We start from the raw sequence: 25,501 nt of genomic DNA on the forward strand, positions 1-25,501 counted from the left end.
TTCCTTTAAACGCTAATTAACGGGTTTACAGTTCGTTGCTATATACGATTCACAATCGCCTGTGCAACATCTAAGGTTGTGTACGCTGCTTCAGGGTAGATATCAGGGGTACCAATACCTTGCGCCACCGCTTCTGCAACCGCTTTTTCAATGCGTCTAGCCGCTGCGTCTTCACCTAGTGAATAACGCAGCATTAACGCTGCACTTAATATTTGCGCGATAGGATTGGCAATGCCTTGACCGGCAATATCTGGGGCTGAGCCACCCGCAGGTTCGTACAGCCCAAACCCTGACTGATTCAAACTTGCCGACGGTAGTAATCCCATAGAGCCAGTTATCATGGCGCACTCATCAGAAAGGATGTCACCAAACAAGTTGTCGCATAACAGCACGTCAAACTGGCTAGGCTGTTTAACCAATTGCATTGCTGCATTGTCGATATAAATATGCTCAAGTGTTACATCTGGGTACTCTTTACTTACTTCAATCACCACTTCACGCCACAACACGCTCGATGCCAATACATTCGATTTATCGACGGAGGTGACATGGTTACTGCGTAGTCGCGCAGCATCAAAGGCAAAACGCGCAATGCGTTCAATTTCTTTGCGGCTGTATTTTTGCGTATCAAATGCAAACTCTTCTTCGCCACTGCCATCACGACCTTTGTCACCAAAGTAAATACCGCCGGTCAACTCACGTACGCAAAGAATGTCAAATCCCTGCGCACTGATATCTGCGCGCAGTGGTGATGCCCCACTCAAAGCAGGTAAGAGCTGAGCGGGTCTTAAATTGCAAAATAGCCCGAAATGCTTTCTCAATGGCAATAAAGAAGCGCGCTCTGGCTGTTGCTCCGGTGGTAAATCAGCCCATTTAGGACCGCCGACCGAGCCAAATAAAATTGCATCCGCAGCTTCACATGCCGCAAGCGTTTGCGCAGGCAATGCTTCACCAAATTCATCAATCGCCGCGCCACCAATTGCCTGAGGGCTCATGCTTAGCGTAAACGCAAACTCATCACTCACACGCTTTAACACCAGCTCTGCAGCGGCCATCACTTCAGGGCCAATGCCATCTCCAGCTAAAACTGCGACCTGATAACTTTTTTGACTCATCCTGCTTTCCTTTGTTGCTTAAGATCAGACACTTTACGTGCCCTATCGATTAAATTATAAACTCGGATCATTGCTCGCACTGATGCCTCAACGACATCCGACGCAAGGCCTGCGCCGTGATATTGGCGACCGTCGAACTTGGCAATGATATTCACTTGGCCTAAAGAACTCGCACCTTGACCAGTTGCTTCTAAGTTGTACTCAATGACTTCTACTGCGTGACCTGTGATACGTTCAATCGCTAAAAATGCGGCTTCTACAGGACCATTGCCTGTGGCAGCCTCTTGACTCAACTCCTCACCAAGACTCATACCAACCGTTGCACTGGCGATGGATTGGGAGTTAGAAGATGCATTCACGAATTGCAGCTGATAAAACTCGTCTTGCTCTGCCAATTTATTAAAATGGATCATCGCTTCAAGGTCATAGTCATAGACGGTGCCTTTTTGATCCGCTAGCTCTAAGAAACTAGTGTAAAGCTGGTCCATATCATAATCCGCCGCCTGATACCCCAGCTCGGATAAGCGATGTTCTATGACATGGCGGCCAGAACGCGAAGTCATATTCAACTGATTATTTGGTACCCCCACTGTTTCGGGTGCCATAATTTCATACGTATTTTGGGCTTTTAGTACCCCGTCTTGGTGAATACCAGAGCTATGAGCAAACGCATTTTCACCTACAATGGCTTTATTTGGTTGCACTGGCATATTACAAATAGTCGCAACTTGCCGTGATGCTCGATAAATTTCTTCGCTGCGAATACCGGTATGTACTTTCAAATGGTCTTGGCGCATCTTCATGATCATCGCCACCTCTTCTAACGAGCAATTACCGGCGCGCTCACCAATCCCATTAATAGTGCATTCGATTTGCCTTGCGCCGGCTTGAACGGCCGCAATAGAGTTGGCCACAGCCAAACCTAAATCGTTATGGCAATGCACGCTCAAACGCGCTTTATCTATATTCGCAACGTTGTTGCGTAAATGATGAATAATCGCGGCGTATTCATCTGGTGTGGTATAACCCACAGTATCTGGAATGTTTATTGTCGTTGCGCCGGCACGAATAGCGCGATCAACAACTTTGCATAAATCGTCAAATGGCGTGCGCCCCGCATCTTCACAAGAAAACTCAACGTCATCGGTATATTGCAACGCCTGCTTAATTGAACGCTCGGCCATTTCAATAACGTCATCTAACGATTTGCGTAGCTTATGTTGTAAGTGCAGTGGACTGGTTGCGATAAAGGTGTGAATGCGCGGCTGCTGCGCCCCTTTTAGCGCCAAACCACAAGCTTCAATGTCTTTGGGCATAGCACGTGCGAGGCCACAAATTGCAGGTCCCTTCACTTCATTGGCAATACGCTGCACAGCTCTAAAGTCCGCAGGACTTGAGACTGGAAAACCAACCTCCATCACATCAACATTGAGTCGGCTGATGGTGTGCGCTAATTGAATCTTGTCTTCTTCGGTCAAACTGGCTTTTAGCGCCTGCTCACCGTCTCGTAATGTTGTATCAAAAATCCAGACCTTGTCCTGCATTCCTATTTCCTCGCGCAAAATAAAAAACCCCGCTCGATGGCGGGGTTTGCTATTTGGTTGCTCACGACACGCAACTAAGCCCCGCCCTTACATAAAGTAAGCAGTAAGAGGTTAAGCAAAATTGACAGTAGCGTGATGTTTTTCATTTGAGCAATCGTACCTGTTGATGAATTGACTATGTTTTAACATGCGTAAAAACCTCAGATCAAGCATAATTTTTTCAAATTCATCGCTGAAAACAGACTTTAAAAGACAATAAAAACCAGATAAAACCAATTTTTTGAAATATAAATCCCAAAATCATGTTTCTTTTAGATTTATAATAGGCTTACTTCCCACAACCATTGGTTAAAAATTGTGGACGAAAAAAAACCGCCTTTTGGCGGTTTTTTCATCTGGATTCTATGCACTCAATGACTTTCTCTAATCTAATTCTTTCTGATAACCCGATGCGCCTTTGGCGATATATCGCAATTGCCAAATTAAACGTTCAGTTAATTCCTCTCGCTGTGGTGGGTCAAGGTCAAGGGCTTCAGCGCCAGAGCTAAATACAATTGTTACCATCGCTTCCGCTTGCATATACGCGTGATGGGCTTCCATTTTAGTTTCGGACTCAAGGTAATGGGCAAGTTCCAAAATAAAATGCTTAATTTCTCGTGCGACAGCGGCACGAAATGCTGGGGATGTGCCTGAACGCTCTCTCAGCAATAATCGAAATTGGTTGCTAGAAGTTTCTATGAATTCCATAAACGTCAGAACAGAAGTATTGATAACACTGCCGCCATTTGCAATTCGACGACGAGCTTGACGCATCAACTGACGCAATGTTAACCCAGCTTCATCCACTAAAGTTAAACCGAGTTCATTCATATCCTTAAAGTGGCGGTAAAAAGAAGTTGGCGCAATACCCGCTTCGCGCGCAACTTCGCGCAGACTCAAATTCGAAAAGCTATGCTCAGCACTTAGCTGATTAAATGCCGCCTCAATAAGCGCTTGTCGCGTTTTTTGCTTTTGTTGTGCACGCACGCCCGACATCAATACCCCCTACAATTTTCACTCTAATGTGCTCTTTGGGCAGTCTAATACTTGACGGCGCAAGAATGAAATACTATTTTAGCGTACAAGTGTACGCTGAGATTTTGAAAAATGAAAAAACCGCCGATTCTTTGGACTAATGTGATATTTTTTAGTCTGTCATTTTTAGCCGCCGTCACCCTCGTGCCTTGGTACGGGTTCGAGTATGGTTATACCCTTACTCATTGGCTCGCATTTGTTGCCTGTATGTTTTATGCAGGAATGTCTATCACTGCTGGGTATCATCGATTGTGGGCACACAAAGCCTATGAAACACACCCAGTGATCCAAGTCTTTTTTGCTTTAGGCGGTGCATTTGCATTGCAAAATAGTATCTTACATTGGAGTAGTGACCACCGCGTCCACCACGGCCAAGTTGATGATCCTGTAAAGGATCCATATGCTGCAACACGCGGTTTTTGGTACAGCCACATCGGCTGGATGCTGCGTGATTACCAAGGTGAAAACTATGGTGATTACAGCAATGCACGTGATTTGCAGCGCAACAAAATTGTGATGTGGCAGCACAAACATTACTTAAAACTTGTACTCTTAACCAATATTGGTATTCCACTTTTACTTGGCCTTGCCCTAGGTGACGTATTTGCCATGCTATTGTTAGCCGGTGTACTACGTTTGGTACTAAGCCAGCATTTTACCTTTTTCATCAATTCTCTGGCTCACATCTGGGGAAGCCGACCTTACACAGAAAAAAACACTGCTAGAGACAATGGCTTCTTGGCCTTGTTAACTTATGGCGAAGGCTATCATAACTTCCATCATATCTTTGCCAGCGATTATCGCAATGGCATACGTTGGTACCACTACGACCCAACAAAGTGGATGATCCGTGTTTTGGCATACCTAGGTTTAGCAAGCAAACTGAAGCGTACCCCTGTGGAGCGTATTGAAAAAGCCAAAGCAGAAACCCTGTTAAATAAAACAAAAGTTACCCTAGCAAAATTGCCTTTAGCTCAAGATAAGCTTACATTGTTACAACAAGAATATGATTTGCTTCTGAAAAAACTTCAGCACTTCTGTGCAATTCAAAAGCAAGTACTCGAAGCTAAAAAGCATGCCGTGTTAGAACAATGCGAACAGTCAGCTCTACATAAACAGTATTTAGAGTTAGAGCAAGCTTGGCATACACAAAAACAGGCGTGGTTGGCACTTAACTCGAGGCTGTTAAAAGGCGCAGCAAGCTAACCTAGCTGTAAAACGGCCTCCCACTAGCAAGTAAGGCGAGGCCGTGACAAAATCCAAAGAGAAACCAACTGAGACTCCCGCGCAGTCATTTCAATATGATGCCATCATCATAGGTACCGGCCCAGGTGGCGAAGGTGCTGCCATGAACTTATCAAAAAGCCAAAAAAAAGTGGCTGTAATTGAAAAACAAACATCCGTCGGTGGCGGCTGCGTGCATTGGGGTACCATTCCTTCCAAAGCTTTGAGGCACTCTGTTAGCCGTTTAATCGAGTACAAATCAAACCCGCTTTATCGCTTCACAGAGCGCCCAAGGCGTCTCACTTTTCAAGATATTTTGAATCATGCTAGTGATGTTATCGGTAAACAATCTTCTTTGCGTTCAAGTTTTTACGACCGTAATCGCATTCATATGTATCAAGGAGAAGCCAGCTTTGTGGACGCCAACACCGTACGTGTTACGCATCTTGACGGCTCACAAGACACGCTCAGTGCAAAAACCATTGTCATTGCGACTGGCTCAAGGCCTTATCGCCCACCTGGCGTCGATTTTGACCACCCACGTGTATATGACAGTGACACCATCTTAAAGTTAGAGCATAACCCGCAACGCGTAATCGTTTATGGAGCAGGCGTGATTGGCTGTGAGTATGCGTCTATTTTCAAAGGACTTGGTGCAAAAGTCGACCTTATTAATACACGTGATAGATTGCTGTCTTTTATGGATGATGAAATTTCAGATGCCTTGAGCTACCACTTTTGGAACAGTGGCATTGTGATCCGCCACAACGAAGAATATGCCAAAGTTGAAACATCTGACAAAGGCGTGATTTTACACCTACAATCAGGCAAAAAAGTCAAAGCCGACTGTATTCTTTGGGCCAATGGTCGCACAGGTAACACTGACAGTCTTAACCTTGAAGCCGTTGGCCTAAAAGCAGATGGCCGTGGCCAATTGCGGGTCAATGAATACTATCAAACTAAAGTCGACAATATTTATGCAGTAGGTGATGTGATTGGTTACCCAAGCTTAGCTAGTGCAGCCTTCGATCAGGGACGAATTGCTGCAAACGCCATTGCCAACGGACAATGTGACGAGCGTCTGATAACTGATATCCCTACCGGAATTTATACCATTCCTGAGATGAGTTCGGTTGGGAAAACAGAGCAAGAGTTGACCGCAGCAAAAATACCGTATGAAGTAGGTAGAGCTCAGTTCAAACATCTTGCTCGTGCCCAGATTGCGAGCACAGAAGTCGGGAGCTTGAAAATACTCTTTCACACCAAAACCAAAGAGATACTCGGTATTCATTGCTTTGGTGAGCGTGCCTCAGAGATTGTCCATATTGGGCAAGCCATCATGGAACAAAAAGGCGAAGGTAACAACGTTGAATACTTCGTCAACACCACCTTTAACTACCCAACTATGGCAGAAGCGTATCGTGTTGCCGCACTTAACGGCCTAAACAGGCTGTGCGACTAGTTTAACTAGAGCTTGGCTGCACTTGCAGCCAAGTTCAAAAGCGATACTCACCACTGAGTCGCCATAGCTGCTCAATTTGCCGAGTGGGTAAATTGTTATCTGCACGATTGGCCACTTTGGTTTCTAGATATTGAAACTCCGCACCAGCACGCCACTTATCGGTAATACGCCACTTCAAAGTTGCGGTTATCGCACCGCCATCGCTTGCATTTGGATCAAAGGTCCAGTGATCCAAATCTTTCACTTGGAATTGCTCAATGCGCCCACTGAGGCGGAATTTCTTCCAACGATGGGTCAATAGAACAAATTGACTGTCAAAATCATTGTCTACACCACGGGCTTTACCCATTGCCGTATTACCAGACATCGCTTGCGCTATTAAATGCGTCTGGCGGGTAATTTTATACTTGTATGCCAAACTCCAAAACTTGGTATCCCATGCATACTGGCCAGTGTCGTAATTTACGATAGCAGGATCACCGTTATTATCGTACCAATAAGCTCTAAGAGAGTGACGATTTTGATAACTCCAGTGCGCCCCAACATAATACCCAAAACGGCCATCGATTTCCGTGAACGGCTCTATTTGCCATGCTTGGCCGCTGAGTTGAGGTGACATAAACCCCGCCGTAGGCCGTAACTTCAACGATTCATTAAATACGGATTGTCTATCATGTGAAGAAAAACCTCGCCAAGACAGCACCGCACCGGTCGGGTCATTGCCTTTGTATATCCCAGCAAACCATTGCCAGTTATGCGCGCTTGGCTGCTTCAAACGCTTGCCACTGCGTTTGAGGCTTGCTTCAATGCCAAATATTCTCAGCTCTTCGCCAAGCCAAGTATTGAGTGCTGAGAAGTTATAGTTATAGGGTGAAGACCAGCCAACATCGGGGTTCTCTAAAGACATTTTGGGATAAAACCCACCCACGCGTAGTTGCGGTTGATATGCGCCTTTACTTAAAGGTTTATATTGTGCGTAAAGCTCTGTAAAGCCGACCTTGTTATCCGGATCAGGAACATATTGCACCACACTGTGTGCAGACCAACTTGAACTCACGTCAAAACGAGATTCAAGCACCGCGCGACTCAGGTTAAGACGGTTATCTCCCTGACCAAAGCGATTTACCGATGCACCTCGTTCATACCAGGAGGCGTATTCGCTGGCTGATTGCCAGCTGACTTGTATTTGGCCCTTATGTTGAGTACTTTGTCCACACACCGAGGGGGTGACCAGTGGCAGAGAACTCAACAAACACAGCGATAAAAATTGATATCTATTCATAGTCGTCAAACTCATCTGAGAAGTCTTCCTTTGCTTTAAACAAAGACTGATTAAGCTGATACGTCAGCGTTTGGTTTGTCCCAAGCTTTGCGACTTTTATGGTCTCTGGTTGGTCTAAATTAGCAAACCCCTCGTGCCAAATATTCACTGTGGTGCTTTGAGAAAGTGATTTCGCCAAATTGACTTGAGCAATGCCCTTGTTGTCGGTTATTGCAAAGTGTGTCGAGTCAACCACCAATATGTAGCCCAACATCCAGTCATGGATATTACACCCTAATTCTACTACCCCAGTATTAGCAAAGGTTAAAGATTGAGGACTGTCACGGTACAATTTAAATTCAAATGGCTGCGCTGCCGAAAAGGAATAAACATGATGGAGTATGGAATCATAATTGGGGAATGACACCTGTGCCCCTTTAGGAACCACTAAAATGTGTGGTGTAAACGCGCGATCACGCTGCCCCATTTTATACAATTGCTGAGAAATTTGCGTATCTTTACTTAAATGACTGCCTTCAAACCACACTACAGCCCCACTAACAGGCTCCCCGCGTTCGTCAGTGACATTTACGGTGACTGCCTTGGCCGCCATACTCAAAGTGGTAAATAAGCCTATCAATACCGCCGTTGATAGCCCTCGTCCTCTCCTGCCCTGCTTTATTCGTTTTTTTACTTGCTGTTGACGCTGCATACAATGCTGTCCTTATCAGGCCTAATTTTTCATTTGAGTATAGACCGGACGACGTAAATAATGCATTCATCGCATTTTAAATTTGAATACGTATGCAAGTCATTTTGGCCCACCCAAATTACCCTTAAGCTAATCAAAACTAATGACACAACGAGAATAATAATGCGTTATCCAAGTTCACTCTGTCTTGCGATTAGCCTCTCTGCGGGCGTATTCGCACAGTTCAATACAGCACACGCCGCCAGCTTCAGCGTGCAATCTCCAGACAAACAGCTGACCTTTACAATCCGTGATGACAATAATCAGCCCAAATATCAGGTTTCATTTCAAGGCAAACCTATTATCAACCCATCTTCCTTAGGCTTCGACTTTGCCCGCGCGCCCTCAATGCGTGACAACATGTACATCAGCAACACTGTACGTGCGAATAGTCATAACACTTGGCAGCAACCATGGGGAGAAACACGAGAGGTAGTAGATCATCACAACGAATTACTGGTCACCTTTGCAGACAAATCCACCAAGGTGAACCAGTATCGCATGCGCATACGCGTATTTGACGACGGTCTTGGATTTCGCTACGAAGTAAACAAAACTAATGCGCGATACATTACCCGTGAGCTAACAGAATTTAGCATTGCTGACAGTGGAGACAGCACAGCATGGTGGATCCCAGCAAGAGGTTGGAATCGATACGAATATACTTATAACACCACACCACTGCACGACGCCGCGCACGTACATACCCCGTTTACATTTAAAAATAAACACGGCATACACATGAGCATTCATGAAGCTGCATTAGTCGATTATGCGGGAATGACGCTTAACCAGCGCAGGCCAGGCACCTTCGTAAGTGACCTAACACCTTGGTCAGATGGTATCGCAGTTAAAACAAACGGCCAATTCAAATCGCCATGGCGGACGATACAAGTCGGCGACCAAGCAAAAGATTTATTAAACTCCCACCTGATCCTCAACCTCAATGAACCCAACAAGTTGGGGGATGTGTCTTGGGTTGAACCAGGTAAATACACGGGGATTTGGTGGGGTATGCATATTGGCAAACACACCTGGGGCAGTGGCGACAAGCATGGCGCAACCACAGAGCGAACTAAACAATATTTAAGTTTTTCAGCAGAGCATGGTTTTGATGGCGTTTTAGTCGAAGGTTGGAATATTGGCTGGGATGGAGACTGGTTTTTTAATGGTGATGTGTTCAGCTTTACAAAAGCCTATCCAGATTTTGATATGGATGCAATCCAAGCACATGCTGACAAAGTGGGGGCTCGTCTAATTGGACACCATGAAACCTCTGGTAATGTCAGTAACTATCGCAATCAAATGGAAGCCGCATTTGCGCTTTATGAAAAATCGGGTGTTACGCAGGTAAAAACAGGCTATGTTGCTGACGGTGGAAACATCAAACGTATTGATGAACGCGGCCATGCGAGATTCGAATGGCATGATGGCCAGTTTATGGTCAATGAGTATTTAGACAATATCAAGTTAGCTGCCAAATACAAAATCAGTATCAATACCCATGAACCAATCAAAGACACTGGCCTTCGTCGCACCTATCCAAACTGGTTGACCCGTGAAGGAGCCAGAGGCCAAGAGTTTAATGCTTGGGGCACGCCACCGAATCCACCTGAGCACACCCCTATGCTCGCGTTTACTCGAATGCTGTCTGGTCCAATGGATTTTACACCCGGTATATTTAACATGGGCTTTAATGGCTTAGGTGACAAAACGAATCGCCCGCAAACTACATTGGCAAAACAATTGGCCCTTTATGTGGTGCTATACAGCCCAGTACAAATGGCCGCCGATCTCCCCGAGAACTACTTAGCGCGGCCAGGTGCATTCCAGTTTATCAAAGACGTGCCAACGGATTGGGAGCAAAGCATCGCGCTTGCTGGTGAGGTAGGTGACTATGTGGTATTTGCTCGACAAGAGCGCGCGCGTGGCAAATATACAGGTGAAGATTGGTATCTAGGTGCTATTACCGATGAAAAAGCACGTCAAATTGACGTGGCTCTAGACTTCTTGTCACCGGGAAAGCGTTATGAAGCGCAAATTTATCAAGATGGTGAAAATGCCAATTGGCAGCAGAACCCTTACGACTTAGCCATCAAAAAACAGCGAGTAACACACAAAGATAAACTATCACTTAACCTCGCAACCAGCGGGGGCACGGCAATCCGCTTTAAAGCACTTTAACTACGCAAAAAAGGAGCTAAATACGGCTCCTTTTTCTTTACAAGTACTCGTTTTCAACCTACAAATTAAGGAGCCATTTTAACTGCTCACACAGATAAATTACGCTCAATTACACGTTAAATTAACCTCTGCGTAATAATATGTAATTAATAGTTCGTAATTTACCCCGATTGAAAACGAAAAAAATTACTTAAGTTGTATCCACAGCCTTAAATCACCTTGTTTGTAAATTTCCAGGTTTGTAAAAAGCGAATTGTTGCGCTTTTTACTTTGAAAGGATTTTCACGAGACAAAAGTTACTATTGCTTTGGAGTCAACGATGAATGAATCAACACTAAGCGCTATCTCACCATCAGATGCGATTGAAAACCAACTACCCCTAACTCAATCTCTTACTCGCTACCTCAACGCGAGATGTTCTGAAAACACCCTCAGACAATTATCTTTAGAAGTTGAAGACAGAACACAACAGCTGAAGACCCATATCGTCTTCAATCAAGAAAATAACTTAGAAGATAATGGTCATCAAAGCTATCCCATCGTTTACCAGAGAAAACGCATTGGGGCTTTGAACCTATTGAAGAAACACGACCTCCCCAGCCCGACACAATCAGAACTTTCGCTGCTTTCAAGCCAAATCGGTATACTGGTTAAACGCAATGCAATTCAGGCATTATCAAGTAAATATCTTGGGAAAAAAGCATCGCTACAAGGCTATAGTGATCAAATATTAAATTTGGAAAAAACCATTGAGCGGATCGCCGCCAAGTTATGTCCCGTTCACATCCAAGCTGAATCAGGCAGCGAGGTCGTTGATGTCGCCTGCTCGATCCACTTTAGCAGCTATGCGAAACATCACCCATTTTATGAGATTGATTGTGCCAGTTGCGATGAACAGGATTTTGCTAAAAAACTACATCATGTCAATACAGCCATGAATCAAGGGTGTATTTTTTTCAGTCACATTGACGCCCTGTCTTTAACACAACAAAAGTACCTACTTGAGCAACTCACCACGCAGAGTAAAAATAGCGCCAGCTACACCAGTAAAATTGATCTACAGCGTATTCGCATTATCAGTGCCAGTGAGTCAGACATTCAATCTTTGGTTGAACAGGAGCGATTTTTACCTAGCTTATGGCATAAGCTCAACTTCTTTAGTCTTCAGATCCCTCCCCTTAGAGAACGACCAGACGACATTTATATTCTGGTTGAACAGCTTTCAGAGCTATATCAACTTTCTCCACAACAACAGCTGACTGAACAAGCAAAGTCAGTTCTAAAAAACTATCGCTGGCCCAACAATCTTGCTGAGTTGGAAAAAGTGTTATTGCGTACTTTTACACTTGCACAGGAAAATGATATCAGCGAGCAAACCTTAGTAGATATCTATCCTGAGCTAGCCAAAACGAGCGCACTGGCACAAAATCCACAGCACTGCGTGGAATATTTATTGTCGGGCGATTTGACTCCTTTTAATAAATATCATCCTAGCCTACAAAAAGCTTTGTCATACATATTGGAACACTGGCAGCGCGATATATCCCTCAAAGAACTTGCGGCCAATGCTTATGTGAGCTCTTCGCACTTGTCATATTTATTTAAACGTGCACTACAACGCAGCTTTAAACAAATTCTTGCCGAGCTAAGGATCCGAAAAGCCTGCCAGCTTATTGAACAGAACCCCAACTTACGAATCACCGATCTGTGTATGGAAGTCGGGTTTGGCGATCTCAGTCATTTTGAGAAAATCTTCCGTCGCTATACCCAAATGTCTCCTCGGGAATACAAAAAACGTCAACAGCCATAACTGCCAAATTTAGCCCTACTTTTCAATATATTGAGCCGATTATTTATCGCCGAGAGTGCCTAAACTGGCTGTATTGAAAACGACGGGTAACAACATGGCAGACATTGAAGCACTAAAGCAACTGAATGAATTGGTAGCACAGCAGGCACCGGGTCTCTCACGAGATATGTTATTGCAAGCTACCGCTCAGTCTTTAGGTAATGCTGCCCACAATGCCACGCTCGCACAAAATCAACACAACGCCATTATTAAGACCAATACGGCACTGGCAAGTGAGATGTTGCTGAGCATGGGCCCTAAGGCGTCTAAATAGTTTTTTGCCAGCGGTTTTGGCTAAAACGTACGGTCTTTGAAGACCAATAACTAACCAATAGAAGGAAAACACTATGGCAGCAGCACCAAGTGCAGCAGGTGGTGTAAATGGCCAAGTGACAGACTCTGTCACTCAGGTAAACACCAGTGTCACAGGCTCAACACCTGCATCAAGTACAGGCAACCTACTTCTGTCTACCAGTCACGCATTAGGCACAGCAGCATTAAATGCAACAACTGGCAACCAGCAAGCAGGGATCACCATGCAAGCAGCAACAGTGCAAGGCATTAACTCACTCATGTCAACAGGCACAGCCGTTGTTGGACGTGGCAGTTCAGAAATTCTTAGCAAAGGCTAATTCAGCCAATTAATTAACTATTTAACGAGGAAAATATCATGGCAGATACAGTAAACGCAGCAATCACAGATTCAGTTACTCAAGTAAACACAAAAGTAGTTGGTGAAACACCAGCAATGGCGATGGGCAACCTTTTAATGTCTACCAGCCAGGCTTTGAGTAACGCTGCGCACAACGCGACTTCAGCGCAACAACAAGCACAAATCACTATGCAAGCTGCAACTGTACAAGGTGTTAACTCACTGATGTCTATCGGTAGCTCAGTAGTAGGCCGCAGTGCTGAAGGTATCATCGAGAAAGGCTAATAGCTGACTCGCTAACGCACATCCACTTTTAAAACTAACAGGAGTCAATCATGGCAGATACAGTTAATGCACAGGTAACAGATTCAGTTACTCAGGTGAATACTAAAGTTGTTGGTGAAACACCAGCGATGGCAATGGGCAACCTGCTTATGTCTACCAGCCAAGCTTTAGGTAATGCTGCGCACAATGCTACAGCTGCTCAGCAGCAAGCTTCAATTACAATGCAAGCTGCTACAGTTCAAGGCGTGAACTCACTCATGTCAATCGGTACATCTGTAATTGGTCGCAGTGCTGAAGACATCATCGAGCCTGACGCTTAATTGGATTTGGATTTTTTGAACACAGGATACTAATCCACAAATCCCAACCAAGCTCTTAGTGACTCACAGACCGCTAAGGGCTTTTTAATGTTTGGAGCAACTCATGGACAACCTAAATAGTGCACCTGACGCCGCAGAGTCAGCTGTGCAAAGTGCACAACAGTCAATCGCGCAATCTACAGCTTTGGCGTTATCAGACGCTACCGACAATCTGCGCAATCTCAACACATTGAGCACAACTGCAATCGGTGTTGCACTGTCTCAATACATAGAAACCGGTGACGATAAATTCTCAAAAATTATTGAAGATGCCCAATCTATCGTCAGCCGTGGCGCTGATAACTTCAGTGCTGTTGGAGAAAAAATTGCCACTGTATTACATGAAAATCAAGAAGAATAACCGTGTTGGGGGCCTGCCCCCAAAATCCTAAAAAAGCCCGAATCAAATCTTGTTTTACCCGATTTTAAAACGGCCAACACTCGTATTCTAGTTGCAATTATTGCTCAGTAGTTGAGCGGTTAATCAGTTTGAATTAAACGAGGACATAATCATGAGTGAGCAGGACAAAGACAGTGTGCCTTTTTCGCAACAAGCGACCAGCATGACTGAAACCACCTTAGCAGAAACATTGGGGCTATCTATGCACAACGCTGTAACTAGCCAACAGCATGCCCAAATGACCACGGCCGCTTCGATCACTAACGCCTGTGCGAGGTTACTTAAAACGCCTAATTCTTCTCAGGCAGCAGATAAGAATAAGCCACCAGCAGAAGAGCCTACAGAAGAAGCAATGGTTGCCGAGCCTAAAGAAGAGGCACAAAACAAAAAGGAGAAAAAACCTCGCTTTAACCTTTTTCGTTTCGGAAAAAACAAGCAGTCCGCACCAAAAGAACAACCAACTAACCCCGAAGAAACACCGGATACGGAGTAAACATCATGACGTCACTTGCCAAGTACAGCGCACTTTATGAAGAACATATGGCCCAGATCCAAGCTCTGTCGGATAAACAGGAGCAAGAAGTAGCGGATTTACTCGCAGAAAACGATCAACGACTCGAGTCGCTTGCACCATTCTCAAAAGCCGACAGTGTGAACCAAGAAGTATCCAAACAACTGGAAGCTGTTGAAGAACAGATCAACGACGCACTAAATGAAATCAATAGCCAGCTTATTGGCTAACACCACCACACATTAAACTTAAAAGGAAACAGCGATGGCTAAAGATCCAGCAGTAAACAAACAAATTACTGACTCAATTACCCAGGTAAACACCAAGGTGCTCGCAGACAACCCAGCAATGGCGATGGGTAACCTCTACGCCTCCATGGGTGCGGCACTGTCAAATGCCGGCAATAATGCCACCAATGCTCAACAACAGGCAGCGATTACAGTTCAGGCAGCCACGATCCAGGGTGTCAATGCGTTGGGCGCCGTGGGCAGTGCCGTACTTGGACGCGCCGCAGCGGCTATTACAGAAAAAGATGGCAGTCAGTAATTACGCCACACTACAGAGGCACTCAATGCCTCTGTTCAAACATTGATTTTCTACTTAATTGGCAACCACCTGATTTAAAAGGTCAAAAGCTATGTCGGACAAAAATAGTGGACCCAGTGTTGAAGAGATTATTTCACAGCTAAGTGATTCTGCACTCGCCGATACTGTGGGACTAATGATGCAAAATGCAGTAACTGCGCAGCAAAGCGCTCAGACGTACACGTCTGCTTCTGTATCTTCTGCCTGCGCATTGATCCTAGCACAGGGTTGATAAGTTACTATGGCAGACAAAACTGCAGCACTGATCAAAGCCCAACAAGCCGTTGCTCAGTCGACCTCTATGGCGGTACAAGATGCGACGGACAACTTGCGAAACTTGAGCACGATTACAACTACCGCCATCGGTGTCGCTCTGTCGCAGCTCCTTGCAACAGGCGATCCTAAGTACGTCAAAGTCATTGAGGAAGCACAAAAAGCAATGACGAAAGGTACGGAGAACTTTTCTGAGGTGGGCACAAAGGCAGCCAAGATATTAAAGGACTTTACGCCTTAACATGCTGTGTTTGTACCACCCCTTATTCATATATTGATAGTGATTTAAAAGCCGAGATTGCTTACCCACCACTTTTAATCCCTCAATTAAATGATCAACACAATTGTATTTGGCGATATCGTAATCTGCGGCCTTACTCTGGTTCAACGTATCAAACAATTTATCCACCTTGGTGGTGGGCATTTTTTTCACAATGAGCTCCCGTGCAAATACTTTTTCTTTTCTCGGAATTGGCTCAGCACTAAACCCAGAAAATCCAAAACCGTATGCATACCAACTTTCAGTTACATTGTTTCTCAACACCAAACTAGCATGGCGGTGGTATAGAGGATGGATTGCAGGTAAACCTAATGAATCAGTCGCTCGACTAATGCGTATGTATGCGAATACCATAAAGGTAATAGTAGGTTGTGAAGAAGTGAGCATGGACCACCTGGTTAACAATGTCTTGTGACAGACTAACCATTTGGTCCTTAAGAAACTCGTTTGAACTGCTGCTTAATAATGTTAAACCTCGGACGCAGGTATCGCATTTACTCGGCGTAGGTGAGGTGTAATAAACTGGCTTAATATTAAAGAGCACGCAGCCAAGGCGGCACCAAAATAAAATACCAATGACTGGTCATAAAGCCACACCACACCAAAACTGGCCGGAATGACAACTGCGGCTATGTGATTGATGGTAAAGCTGACACCGGCAGTCGCGGCAATGTCTTCAGGCTTTGCAATTTTTTGGAAATAGGTTTTCAATGCAATTGCCATTGCAAAGAAGATATGGTCTATCACATACAGCACCGCAGCTAAATTTGCTGACTCTACCAAAGCATAACCAACAAATACGCAGATTAATCCAATGTATTCTACAGTGAGCGCTTTCTGCTCTCCAATACGGCCAATCCAACTCCCAATTTTCGGTGCCAAGAAAATATTAATAACGTGATTGAGCATATACAACGCGGTAATTTCAGCGACACCATAACCAAACTTTTCGACCATTAAAAAGCCTGCAAACACCATAAAAATCTGCCTACGAGCACCTGAAAAAAACACCAGTAAATAGTACAAACTGTATTCTTTTCGTAGGATCAGCTTTTTATTTTGCGGTGCAGATTCAATAAATTGCGGGTGTGTAAAGGCAAGAAACAGCGTGACCAATAGACCTGCACCACCAACCAACAAGTACATCCAAATATAGTCACTTTGGAACACACTAAAGCCGACCCAAATCACCGCAAACGTTGCCAAGGCAGCCATCGATTTAACCGATAAAAGCTGACCTAGCTTTTCTGCTGCTTCGTCCTTTTTAAACCATTGCAAACTTAAGGATTGATTGAGTGTCTCAAAATAATGAAAACCAATAGACATCAACACCGTGGTTGCATACAAACCATATATTGTTGGGAAAAGGCCAGTCACGGCAACACCGATTGAGAGCAAACACAAACTGATCACGGCAAATGTTTGCTCCTTCAAAACTAATAAAATAAATACCGCTGTAAACGCCAAGAAGCCTGGGATTTCGCGCAGTGATTGCAGCATTCCCATATTCGCCCCAGTGAATTCAGCCGCTTCCACTGCAAAGTTATTTAACATGGCTGTCCAGCCAGCAAATGCCATCGCCATAACTATGGTTGCCAGCACTAAAAAACTCATTGGAGTGGGTGTAATTTGCCAAAAACGTCGTTTGTTCATTCACTATCCTAAGCACGTTGAGAGAAAAGCTTGATTAGTATATGCTCAATTTTTGTTGGCCAAAATTTAAATATATGACAGAAAATTTATCAAAACAGACAAATCAATCTTGGCAACATGTAAAGTCGCGCTTTAAGCGTACCTCTTTAGGTAGGCCAGTCTTCCCTCGAGCTTCAACTATGCCAGAGTGGGAGCATGTTCAAGAGCACAGTCATGCCTGGGGGCAGCTTACCTACATCAATAATGGCGTGATGACCATTTTTACACCACAGGGCACGTTTGTTATCCCACCACAGCAAGCACTGTGGATCCCCCCAAATGTGGCGCACGAGACTTATTGTCGATACGGCGGACATTTTCGTAGTGTATATATTGATCAAAAATATGAATCACTATTAGGTAACACTGCCAAATCTTTGGTGGTTAATGATTTGCTCAAAGCGATGATTTTAGAAATATGTACTTGGCCAGAAGACTATACGCTCGATGAAAAAACTCATCGATTCATTGATGTATTTATTGATCGGTTAGAATTGGCTCCCACCAGTGACTTTTTTATTCCCAGTGCGCAAGATCCGCGTCTACATCCCATTGTGGCAGAACTGTACGCAAACCCGGGCAGCCCTTTAACGCTTGAACAATGGGGGAAACAAGTGGGTGCATCTAGTCGCACACTAAATCGGCTCTTTCACAAAAACTTTGCCATGAGCTTTAGTCAATGGAAGCAAAAACTAAGAGCACTGCGCGCCGTAGAAATGCTCAATGCTGGACACTCACAACAGATTATCGCCCAGCAACTTGGATTTGAATCTAGTAGCGCGTTTAACAGTGCCTTCAAGAAGGTCTTTGGGGTACCGCCAAAACAGTACTCCAAACTCTAAGCTACCAATATAGAACGGTACGTAGCGACATCACGTTTTGCCAGTTTGCAGAAATTGGTTTCTTAATATCGTCATTTATGACGCCGTCGTGCCACTGTGTCGCAAAAGTCATATGCAGGTGCTTTGTCCAGTTATATTGGACATAACACTCAGCCATGCGCGTATTAATAGAGCTACCATCCGTCCATTCATGGCTGAGGTAGCTCATACCTGAAGCAAAGGTAAATGCCTGATATTTATATTCGGCAACAAGGCTTGCGAATTGAGTCTGGCTCGGCGGTGTATCCTCCTCAATTACAATACTTTTGTAGCTGCGACTATGGCTCAGGCGACTATGCAACTGCAAATTACCCAGTTGTTTGTAAATCGCACTGTATACGCCGTGGCGTTTGGTATCACTATTATGCCAACTTCCCAATGTCAAAGTAGTCATATTGGCTAATTGACGCTGACCTTCTAAAGCGGAAAATATGCCCTCTCCCCCATCTATTTGGCTAAGTGTATCGGTATAGTTACCACCATTATCTGCAAGACCTTTGGCGGTTGAAAGCAGTGCGCGCCATTGCCATTTTTCATCCGCACTCATACCTTGATAACGAATTGCAGGTGCATAATCAGGAAAATCTATCCCGGGATTATTAACAAACCCAGCCGCCATAAACTGTCCAACTTCATCATTGGCTACATCATTTGTATCCACTAACATACTCACTTCAGCAAGGCCTAACAGTACTGAACTCATGTTATCAGGCAGCGCATATTGCCAGTATAAAGAGGAGACCTGTAAACGGCTTGTACCCGCACCATCTTCGGTTGTCCCGGCATCTTCATTGGTATTGGCAAATAAAGATGAAATGCCATTGTCGAGCGGATTACGGCTATACTCGAGCCACATAAACACCGAATTTGAACCTTTACGAACAGTGCTTTCCAAGTCTACCGAGTACAATTTTTCGCGCACTACTTCATCTGAATACGCAGCCTCAGTGCGTTGCCCATTTGGCATAAATTGGTCACTGAACAGTACTGAGCCACTAAACTCATGACTCAGTGTATTGCTTTGAGCTTCTGCATAAACGGCCCCATTCATCGCGAGCCCTAATATCATCAGCCATGTGCTTAATCTGACATTTTTTCGTTTCACTGTTACTGCCCATAATCAAAATTTAATGTGGCAAAAAATTATCAATTAATGGGCACTCATGCTGCGTCAAAACAATGTAGTTTTAGGGTAAATCGCGTGAGCTCTCATGTTTCGAAGCGAACACTTTAAAGCCAGCTAAATTGCTGCCAATCGCACTGTACGGTTAAATTTGTTGTGTCAAAGTGAGGTGCGCTGTCAATTCTGTCTCACTGGTCCTTTTTAGACTGACATGCAATAACCAGATTGTATTGTTTACATTATTTGACCAAGCCAAGGCATTTTTTGCGCCTGCTTTTTGCCACCCAGCGTTAGTCATTTGCTGGTTGAGCCATGTGGATAACAGCTCGGTTTTGGACTCGTCAATGCCAAAGGTATAACCCTTGTGCCAGGTGGTTTCATCACCATAGTGAAAGACACGGGATAGTAGCGCTACATCTTTCGGCAAGTTGTCAAACTGTGGTAATACACGGTCGGCCATTTTGCCGCGTATGTAGCCACCATTGGGTTGCCAATTATATTCAATTTTTGCTGCAACCGTGCGCGCAACCTTCGCGCCACTCACTTTGGCGACAAGAGACAAAGCCCCGTCAATACCCGACGATAACCCTGCCGTGGTCAGGATTTTACCATTGTCCGTAAACTTTTTATCTCGTGCCAAAGTTACATTAGGATAGTTGTGCTCAAAGCTGTTAAACGCCTTTTCTATTGTCGTCGCACGCAAACCGTCTAATAACCCTGTATTTGCCAAAATAAATGCGCCATTACACACCGACATTACATATCGTGCAGATTTACTTTGCGCCTTAATCCATTGCGCTACAGTTACATCGTTGAGTAAACGGTCGTTGACGTTGCCCCCGGGTATCAACAGCGCGTCCAATTGTAACTCTTGAGAAAATGCCTGATGAGGTGTTACTTGCAAACCCATCGCAGTTGTTATTGCTTCACCATCTTTACTAAGTGTTGTGATGCGAAAACCTGCTTGCCCAAAAACTTCAATTGGCCCCACAAAGTCAATCGCTTGTGCCCCCTCAAACAATAGAACCCCAACATGAAACGCATTGTCGTCCGTAGAATGAGCTTTAACTTGCATACAGCACAAACACATTAGCCATAGCACCATTACTTGTTTCATTACTTAATCTCCATAGTAAAATTCTCACGATATTGAGTTGGGTTGACCCCATATTCTTGGGTAAATTTGCGTGTTAATAAGGATGGTGAGCCGAAACCTATACGTGAACTTATTTGCACGACTGACAACTCTGAGTTGCACAATAAATCTTTCGCCTTTTCAAGTCTGAGCCGCTGTACAAAACGCATTGGTGATACACCCACTTTATCTTTAAATACCCGCCTAAAATGTCGAGGACTTAACGAGGCTTCGTCAGCCAGCATTTCCAGCGATAAGGGCTTGTCGATATTGTTTTGGATAAACTCGATAGAGCTTTGGAAACGCTGCGAAAGCGTTTGTTGCACAGAGAGCAAACTAGAATACTGTCGCTGGTCGCCACTTCGACGCACATACATCACCATGTACTGCGCTACGCGTTGTGCAAGGGTTGACCCATGATCCTGTGCAATTAGGCTCAATGCTAAATCGATCCCTGCTGTGAGCCCGCCGGATGAATATACCTCTTCACTTTGAACAAACAACTTGTCTGACTCGACCACAATGTGTGGAAATTGCATCGCCAATTTATTTGCAAAGTCCCAGTGAGTAGCCAGTTTAAGTGCGCGATTTGGCCACATTGCAGCAACCACAAAAGCCCCCGTACAAATGCTCACCACCCGCTTACAGTTTCCGGCAAGACGCCTCAATTGCGCCATTTGATCTTGATCTGCGATAACGGCTTGGCATCCTCTTCCTCCTATAACGACTAAGGTATCCACCTTGGCGCAATTAGCCAATGTGGTGTCAGCCATCGTCCGCAATCCACTTTCTGAACGAACGGGAGTTGCATCACCTGCCAATGTCGTTAATTGATAACCCAACTCGGGCGCAAGTAAATCATTGGCCACCGCAAATGCGTCTAGTGGCCCAGCTAAATCAACAGTTTGAAACTCGTCATAAATAAAAAAACCAACGACTTGTGACATAAAGCACCTCCTCATGCCTTTCAGAATACCCTAACACTTTCACGTCCCTAAGGACTTAAAACTGTCTAAAAAGGACATAATATTGAGTGGGCAGGAAAAGTCATGGCAGAAATCATGTTGCTATCATCTAATTGTCTTGGCCTAGCGTGTCAATTAGCCTGTAACCACTGCCTAGCCAACCGAATGAAAAGTAAACAAAATTTTACACCACTGCTCAAAAAATACCGTGAATGATATATCAAAACAATGCTTTTCAAGTGGTTAAAAAAATAACACTGGAACGATTGAAATTATTTCAGTTACATTATTTATACATTTGGCAACATTTGGATGTATCTTTAGGTTTTCTAACAAGTGAACAGAAAAGGTACAACATGAAAGGAACAACACACTCTCTAAGAGGCGCTATACGACGCACATTACTGGCCAGTAGTATTATGGCCAGTACTTCCGTTATGGCACTTGGTGACTTGGACACTGCGATTGTCGGCGGTAACCCTGCAAATACAGCAGATTGGCCGTTCTATACACAAATTTTAAGTTCAAATGGCACAACCGCATTTTGTGGTGGTAGTTACATTGGGGACGGTTACGTTTTAACTGCTGCGCATTGTGTTCGCAATAAATCCGCACAATCCCTTAATGTTAAAGTTGCGGGCTTCATCTTAGCTGGCAACGACGGGGATCGCATCAGTGTTGAGCAAGTGCATTCACATCCTCAATATAATAGCCAGACATTACATAATGATGTCGCAGTACTGAAACTTTCCAGACTTCCAACTATCGGCTCAAGTGTTACTTTGGCTCAGTCTTCTATCGACTATTATGCGCGTGAAGGTGACTTGTTATCGGTGGCAGGTTTAGGCCGCTTACAAGAAGGCGGTGTGCGTCCAACGAACCTCTATGAAGTGGATGTTCCACTCGTGTCTGACGCTGTGTGTCGTCAGTCTGGTGGCCACTATGGCAATGTTGGCGCGAGCGAGTTCTGTGCAGGTTACCCCCAAGGCCAGAAGGATTCTTGTAGTGGTGACAGCGGTGGCCCGATCGTAGTGCAATCTGGTGGTCAAACTGTGCAACTGGGCGTTGTAAGCTGGGGAATTGGCTGCGCAAGACCTGACAAGTATGGTGTTTATGCAGATGTTGCAGCATTAGGCCAATGGATATCGTCAGTGAAAGATGGCTCAGTTCCTGTCAGTGTTGGTTACAAAGAACAAGAAACGCTCGCTGACTTTGTTATCGGTGATAGAGTGAAGCATACCTTTACGGTCACCAATACTGGTAGCCCAACTTTTACGTTCAATCAGCTTAACATAGCAGCTCAAGGTAATACTCAAGGACTAGTGACTACCTCAGACACTTGCTCTGCGAGTACGCTTACACAAAATAAGAGCTGTAAAGTAAGCATCGAGTTCAGTGCAGCCACAACTGGTCTTGCTCAAGTGAGCATGACATTCAAGGTTGATGGCAGTAACACAACTTACGTAGCTCGTGTTTTTGCAACAGCCACTGATGGCTCTAACGTTTGTACAGGCACATGGAATAAAGACACTGTCTATACACGACCAGATCGCGTTACATACCGCGGTACAGAGTACGAAGCAAAATATTGGACTCGCGGTGACGTACCAAGTGAGTCTGGTTTATACGGCCCGTGGAAAGTAATTGGTGCCGACCCAACTTGCACTAAGTAACCCTATTGTATAAGCAAAAAGGCCGCACTTAATTTGCGGCCTTTTTACAGTTAAAACTTACAAACTAACTGCCAGCTTTGATCACTTCCTGGCTTCGCGCGCGTCCACCAGTTTGCTTTATATACAGCTTGTTGATGACTCACCCGTTGGCCCGCTGCTGCATGATCTCCATTAGGTAAGGTTGGATAAGCCACATATTGGCTCGGATCAATCTGCAAACTTGCACACGTTGGCTCAGTAGGACCACCACTGCCATCACACTGATAACTCGGCGTTAAACCTTGTACAACTTCCCATTTAGCTGTCAAAAGAGAGGCTGGTCCAGATGTGTCATGGGATAATTCCCAGTTCATAATGCCACCAGCTGTATCCAACGCCAATTGGGTTTTAGCTCGAATTGTTGGAATACCATTGTAGTAAGATGTGCCATCCGTATCACGACAAGCATTCGCGGCATCTTGAGCAACCAGTGTTCGGTAGGCCTGCCATGTTGGGCGTGAGTAAAATGGCACACCTAAAACCGTTTTCTCTTTACTCAAACCGCGACCTTGCCAATACGCAATTGAGTCCACTGCATATTGATAATTAGCGTGGTCGCCATTATTCGCGTCATAGGCCATTAAGTTTAGGAAATCGACATCATTGAAAACAGACTCCAATACGCCACCACCGGTATAGCCAAGTGCAACCACCGCTGCAGTTAAGAATTTGCCTTTCGCTTTAAGCTCAACACTAAGCTCCTTCATCAACAATGCATAGTTGTTAGCTGACGCGCCAGGATCAGGGTACTCCCAATCCATATCGACCCCATCTAATTGATACTGCTCAACAAATGCCATCAAGTTGCGGATGAATGTAGCGCGCCCTTGTGGCGAGCTAGCAAAAGTTTCAAAAGCACTGTCATCACCGCCATTCCAACCGCCTACAGCGATCCCAACTTTCACACCCGCTGCCTGCGCGGCTGTGACAAGCTGTTGCATTTTTGTCAGGTTTTCAAGCGGCTGTAATGAACCATCCGCGTTTGGCAGTAAAAACGAATAATTAATATGTGTTAGTTTATCAAACTGAATGTCCGCGACCTGACCTTGCCAACTTGGGAAGTAACCAACAACTTTAAATCCAGTTGGCGGCACTAAGATGTCATCTACTACGACAGAGATCGTACGCATGCCAGTCGTTGCTCGTCCACCGGCTTCATCTACAACCTCAGCTTCAACCAAGTGTTCTCCTAAACCCGCTGCGAACCAAGTCGTTTCATAGGGTGCAGTTGTGTCCGTTGCAATGACGACTCCATCGACTTTAAACTCAACGTGCTGAATCGGTACATTGCTGGGATGCGATGCTGTAGCACTGAAGGCCACAGGTGACGAAAGAATGTGACGACTTTGTGCCAGCGGAGCGTTCAAACTAATGATCGGCAATGGCGTTCCAATTGGTTCACACCGTCCATCATTACGCCACACATTGCTGGGATCTGAGTTGAGCGCAGGATCTTGGTTTAGCGTCCACCACTTTGCCGTATATTTAAATGCGTCATGCTGAACTTCCATGCCACCAGTGTAAACTTGACCTGACTGCCACTTGGTGAGCGCAGAACAATCTGCGGCGATTGTCGGCGCACTTATCGCGCCTATTGCAGCAAATACTGCAAAATACGTTTTTTTCATACCTTTATTTCCATGTTGTTAGCTAGCAATTGATGGTGGGATTTGGCTAGCTGTTATCCAGTTGTAAACCCACCCATCGACAGACTAACAAACTGTATAAAAATCACCCATCCAAAATTGCACTAATCAACATGAAAGATTATAAAGTTACGCCTACATCAAAACTTTACTTAAATTTATCATAGGCTTAATGAAGAATATTGATTGCCTATCTATTTCTATCGGAAGAAGCTCTCCCCATTTAAAAGCAGTATTCACTACTCACCGATTAAGTTCGAATTTAATACAACGATAAAATGAGTTTCTAGAACAAATTCAATATGAAGATTTAAAGTTAAAAATAAACCCATCCTAAAATATTACGTGGCCTAAGCATTTATATACATAGCAGTAATTAGGGGTTAACCAATCAAAAGCCATTCCAATATTAAGCCAATTAAATATAGAAAAAAGCCAAAAAAGCTAAGCACCAAGTAATAAAAAATATTTAGCGGGATGATTTTTCATAATAAGTCATTCTTTTTTGTTTCACCTAATTTCAGATAATAAGTGCGAC

At 44.6% G+C, this 25,501-nt stretch carries 27 protein-coding genes; 16 read left to right on the plus strand and 11 right to left on the minus strand.

Features of this window, described 5'->3' with window-relative positions; all coding sequences use genetic code 11:
* Positions 1-38: 38 nt before the first annotated feature.
* From leuB to fabR, 3 genes are all read right to left on the minus strand, one after another.
* Positions 39-1,115 carry a 3-isopropylmalate dehydrogenase gene (gene leuB / locus N475_RS15940; RefSeq protein WP_063358509.1) on the minus strand — a complete coding sequence of 359 codons (1,077 nt, stop codon included), beginning with the start codon at positions 1,113-1,115 and terminating at the stop codon, positions 39-41.
* On the minus strand, positions 1,112-2,659 hold the full coding sequence (gene leuA / locus N475_RS15945) for a 2-isopropylmalate synthase (RefSeq protein ID WP_063358510.1): 1,548 nt from the start codon (positions 2,657-2,659) through the stop codon (positions 1,112-1,114). Before leuA ends, leuB begins: the two co-directional genes overlap by 4 nt.
* A gap of 423 nt (positions 2,660-3,082) precedes the next feature.
* Positions 3,083-3,694 carry an HTH-type transcriptional repressor FabR gene (gene fabR / locus N475_RS15950; protein ID WP_063358511.1) on the minus strand — a complete coding sequence of 204 codons (612 nt, stop codon included), beginning with the start codon at positions 3,692-3,694 and terminating at the stop codon, positions 3,083-3,085.
* A 111-nt stretch (positions 3,695-3,805) separates the two neighbouring features.
* Here fabR and N475_RS15955 point away from each other — a divergent pair, with 111 nt between their 5' ends.
* Positions 3,806-4,939: an acyl-CoA desaturase gene (locus tag N475_RS15955; RefSeq protein WP_063358512.1), complete on the plus strand. Its 1,134-nt coding sequence runs from the start codon at positions 3,806-3,808 to the stop codon at positions 4,937-4,939.
* 43 nt (positions 4,940-4,982) lie between these two features.
* Positions 4,983-6,419: a Si-specific NAD(P)(+) transhydrogenase gene (gene sthA, locus N475_RS15960; RefSeq protein ID WP_063358513.1), complete on the plus strand. Its 1,437-nt coding sequence runs from the start codon at positions 4,983-4,985 to the stop codon at positions 6,417-6,419.
* Positions 6,420-6,453: 34 nt separating this feature from the next.
* On the opposite strand, the gene N475_RS15965 is transcribed toward sthA, so the two are convergent.
* Together N475_RS15965 and N475_RS15970 are read right to left on the minus strand one after the other, a co-directional pair.
* Complete coding sequence (locus N475_RS15965) at positions 6,454-7,716, minus strand: outer membrane beta-barrel protein (protein ID WP_063358514.1); 1,263 nt, start codon at positions 7,714-7,716, stop codon at positions 6,454-6,456.
* Positions 7,694-8,392 carry a cupredoxin domain-containing protein gene (locus N475_RS15970; protein WP_227008460.1) on the minus strand — a complete coding sequence of 233 codons (699 nt, stop codon included), beginning with the start codon at positions 8,390-8,392 and terminating at the stop codon, positions 7,694-7,696. The genes N475_RS15965 and N475_RS15970 overlap by 23 nt, the downstream gene beginning before the upstream one ends.
* A 162-nt stretch (positions 8,393-8,554) precedes the next feature.
* Here N475_RS15970 and N475_RS15975 point away from each other — a divergent pair, with 162 nt between their 5' ends.
* The 12 genes from N475_RS15975 to N475_RS16030 all read left to right on the plus strand — a co-directional run bounded on the left by N475_RS15975 (position 8,555) and on the right by N475_RS16030 (position 15,770).
* Complete coding sequence (locus tag N475_RS15975; protein ID WP_063358515.1) at positions 8,555-10,615, plus strand: glycoside hydrolase family 97 protein; 2,061 nt, start codon at positions 8,555-8,557, stop codon at positions 10,613-10,615.
* Positions 10,616-10,934: 319 nt separating this feature from the next.
* Positions 10,935-12,425 carry an AraC family transcriptional regulator gene (locus tag N475_RS15980; protein WP_063358516.1) on the plus strand — a complete coding sequence of 497 codons (1,491 nt, stop codon included), beginning with the start codon at positions 10,935-10,937 and terminating at the stop codon, positions 12,423-12,425.
* 94 nt (positions 12,426-12,519) lie between these two features.
* Positions 12,520-12,738 carry a RebB family R body protein gene (locus N475_RS15985; protein ID WP_063358517.1) on the plus strand — a complete coding sequence of 73 codons (219 nt, stop codon included), beginning with the start codon at positions 12,520-12,522 and terminating at the stop codon, positions 12,736-12,738.
* A gap of 73 nt (positions 12,739-12,811) precedes the next feature.
* A complete protein-coding gene (locus N475_RS15990) occupies positions 12,812-13,096 on the plus strand; it encodes a RebB family R body protein (RefSeq protein ID WP_063358518.1) in 285 nt (94 codons plus the stop codon).
* A gap of 38 nt (positions 13,097-13,134) precedes the next feature.
* Complete coding sequence (locus N475_RS15995; RefSeq protein ID WP_023401227.1) at positions 13,135-13,401, plus strand: RebB family R body protein; 267 nt, start codon at positions 13,135-13,137, stop codon at positions 13,399-13,401.
* 50 nt (positions 13,402-13,451) lie between these two features.
* Positions 13,452-13,721, plus strand: a complete 270-nt coding sequence (locus N475_RS16000) for a RebB family R body protein (RefSeq protein WP_063358519.1) — start codon at positions 13,452-13,454, stop codon at positions 13,719-13,721.
* Between the two features lie 103 nt (positions 13,722-13,824).
* Positions 13,825-14,121 carry a hypothetical protein gene (locus N475_RS16005; RefSeq protein WP_063358520.1) on the plus strand — a complete coding sequence of 99 codons (297 nt, stop codon included), beginning with the start codon at positions 13,825-13,827 and terminating at the stop codon, positions 14,119-14,121.
* A 151-nt stretch (positions 14,122-14,272) separates the two neighbouring features.
* The gene (locus N475_RS16010; protein WP_063358521.1) at positions 14,273-14,653 is read left to right on the plus strand and encodes a RebB family R body protein; all 381 of its coding nucleotides are present in this window, start codon (positions 14,273-14,275) and stop codon (positions 14,651-14,653) included.
* Positions 14,654-14,658: 5 nt separating this feature from the next.
* The gene (locus tag N475_RS16015; RefSeq protein ID WP_063365578.1) at positions 14,659-14,901 is read left to right on the plus strand and encodes a hypothetical protein; all 243 of its coding nucleotides are present in this window, start codon (positions 14,659-14,661) and stop codon (positions 14,899-14,901) included.
* Positions 14,902-14,935: 34 nt separating this feature from the next.
* Positions 14,936-15,217 (plus strand): RebB family R body protein, encoded by a 282-nt coding sequence (locus tag N475_RS16020; protein WP_063358523.1) that lies wholly within the window; start codon positions 14,936-14,938, stop codon positions 15,215-15,217.
* Between the two features lie 91 nt (positions 15,218-15,308).
* The gene (locus N475_RS16025) at positions 15,309-15,488 is read left to right on the plus strand and encodes a RebB family R body protein (RefSeq protein WP_063358524.1); all 180 of its coding nucleotides are present in this window, start codon (positions 15,309-15,311) and stop codon (positions 15,486-15,488) included.
* Positions 15,489-15,497: 9 nt separating this feature from the next.
* On the plus strand, positions 15,498-15,770 hold the full coding sequence (locus N475_RS16030) for a hypothetical protein (protein ID WP_063358525.1): 273 nt from the start codon (positions 15,498-15,500) through the stop codon (positions 15,768-15,770).
* On the opposite strand, the gene N475_RS16035 is transcribed toward N475_RS16030, so the two are convergent.
* Both N475_RS16035 and N475_RS16040 read right to left on the minus strand, forming a co-directional pair.
* The gene (locus N475_RS16035) at positions 15,750-16,196 is read right to left on the minus strand and encodes a hypothetical protein (RefSeq protein ID WP_063358526.1); all 447 of its coding nucleotides are present in this window, start codon (positions 16,194-16,196) and stop codon (positions 15,750-15,752) included. The genes N475_RS16030 and N475_RS16035 overlap by 21 nt on opposite strands.
* Before the next feature lie 81 nt (positions 16,197-16,277).
* Complete coding sequence (locus tag N475_RS16040; RefSeq protein ID WP_063365579.1) at positions 16,278-17,462, minus strand: MFS transporter; 1,185 nt, start codon at positions 17,460-17,462, stop codon at positions 16,278-16,280.
* Positions 17,463-17,536: 74 nt separating this feature from the next.
* Here N475_RS16040 and N475_RS16045 point away from each other — a divergent pair, with 74 nt between their 5' ends.
* On the plus strand, positions 17,537-18,343 hold the full coding sequence (locus N475_RS16045; RefSeq protein ID WP_063358558.1) for an AraC family transcriptional regulator: 807 nt from the start codon (positions 17,537-17,539) through the stop codon (positions 18,341-18,343).
* Between the two features lies 1 nt (position 18,344).
* On the opposite strand, the gene N475_RS16050 is transcribed toward N475_RS16045, so the two are convergent.
* The 3 genes from N475_RS16050 to N475_RS16060 all read right to left on the minus strand — a co-directional run bounded on the left by N475_RS16050 (position 18,345) and on the right by N475_RS16060 (position 21,587).
* Positions 18,345-19,487, minus strand: a complete 1,143-nt coding sequence (locus N475_RS16050) for a hypothetical protein (protein WP_155730958.1) — start codon at positions 19,485-19,487, stop codon at positions 18,345-18,347.
* 163 nt (positions 19,488-19,650) lie between these two features.
* On the minus strand, positions 19,651-20,622 hold the full coding sequence (locus N475_RS16055; protein WP_063358529.1) for a DJ-1/PfpI family protein: 972 nt from the start codon (positions 20,620-20,622) through the stop codon (positions 19,651-19,653).
* Complete coding sequence (locus tag N475_RS16060) at positions 20,622-21,587, minus strand: GlxA family transcriptional regulator (protein WP_063365581.1); 966 nt, start codon at positions 21,585-21,587, stop codon at positions 20,622-20,624. The genes N475_RS16055 and N475_RS16060 overlap by 1 nt, the downstream gene beginning before the upstream one ends.
* Before the next feature lie 374 nt (positions 21,588-21,961).
* On the opposite strand from N475_RS16060, the gene N475_RS16065 reads away from it, so the two are divergent.
* Complete coding sequence (locus N475_RS16065; protein WP_063365582.1) at positions 21,962-23,278, plus strand: trypsin-like serine protease; 1,317 nt, start codon at positions 21,962-21,964, stop codon at positions 23,276-23,278.
* Positions 23,279-23,328: 50 nt separating this feature from the next.
* Here N475_RS16065 and N475_RS16070 read toward each other — a convergent pair whose 3' ends face one another.
* Entirely contained in the window at positions 23,329-24,945 is a 1,617-nt protein-coding gene (locus N475_RS16070; RefSeq protein WP_063365583.1) for a glycosyl hydrolase family 18 protein, read from the minus strand.
* Positions 24,946-25,501: the final 556 nt, after the last annotated feature.

The sequence above is a fragment of the Pseudoalteromonas luteoviolacea DSM 6061 genome (assembly GCF_001625655.1).
Classification (GTDB): Bacteria; Pseudomonadota; Gammaproteobacteria; order Enterobacterales; family Alteromonadaceae; genus Pseudoalteromonas; species Pseudoalteromonas luteoviolacea.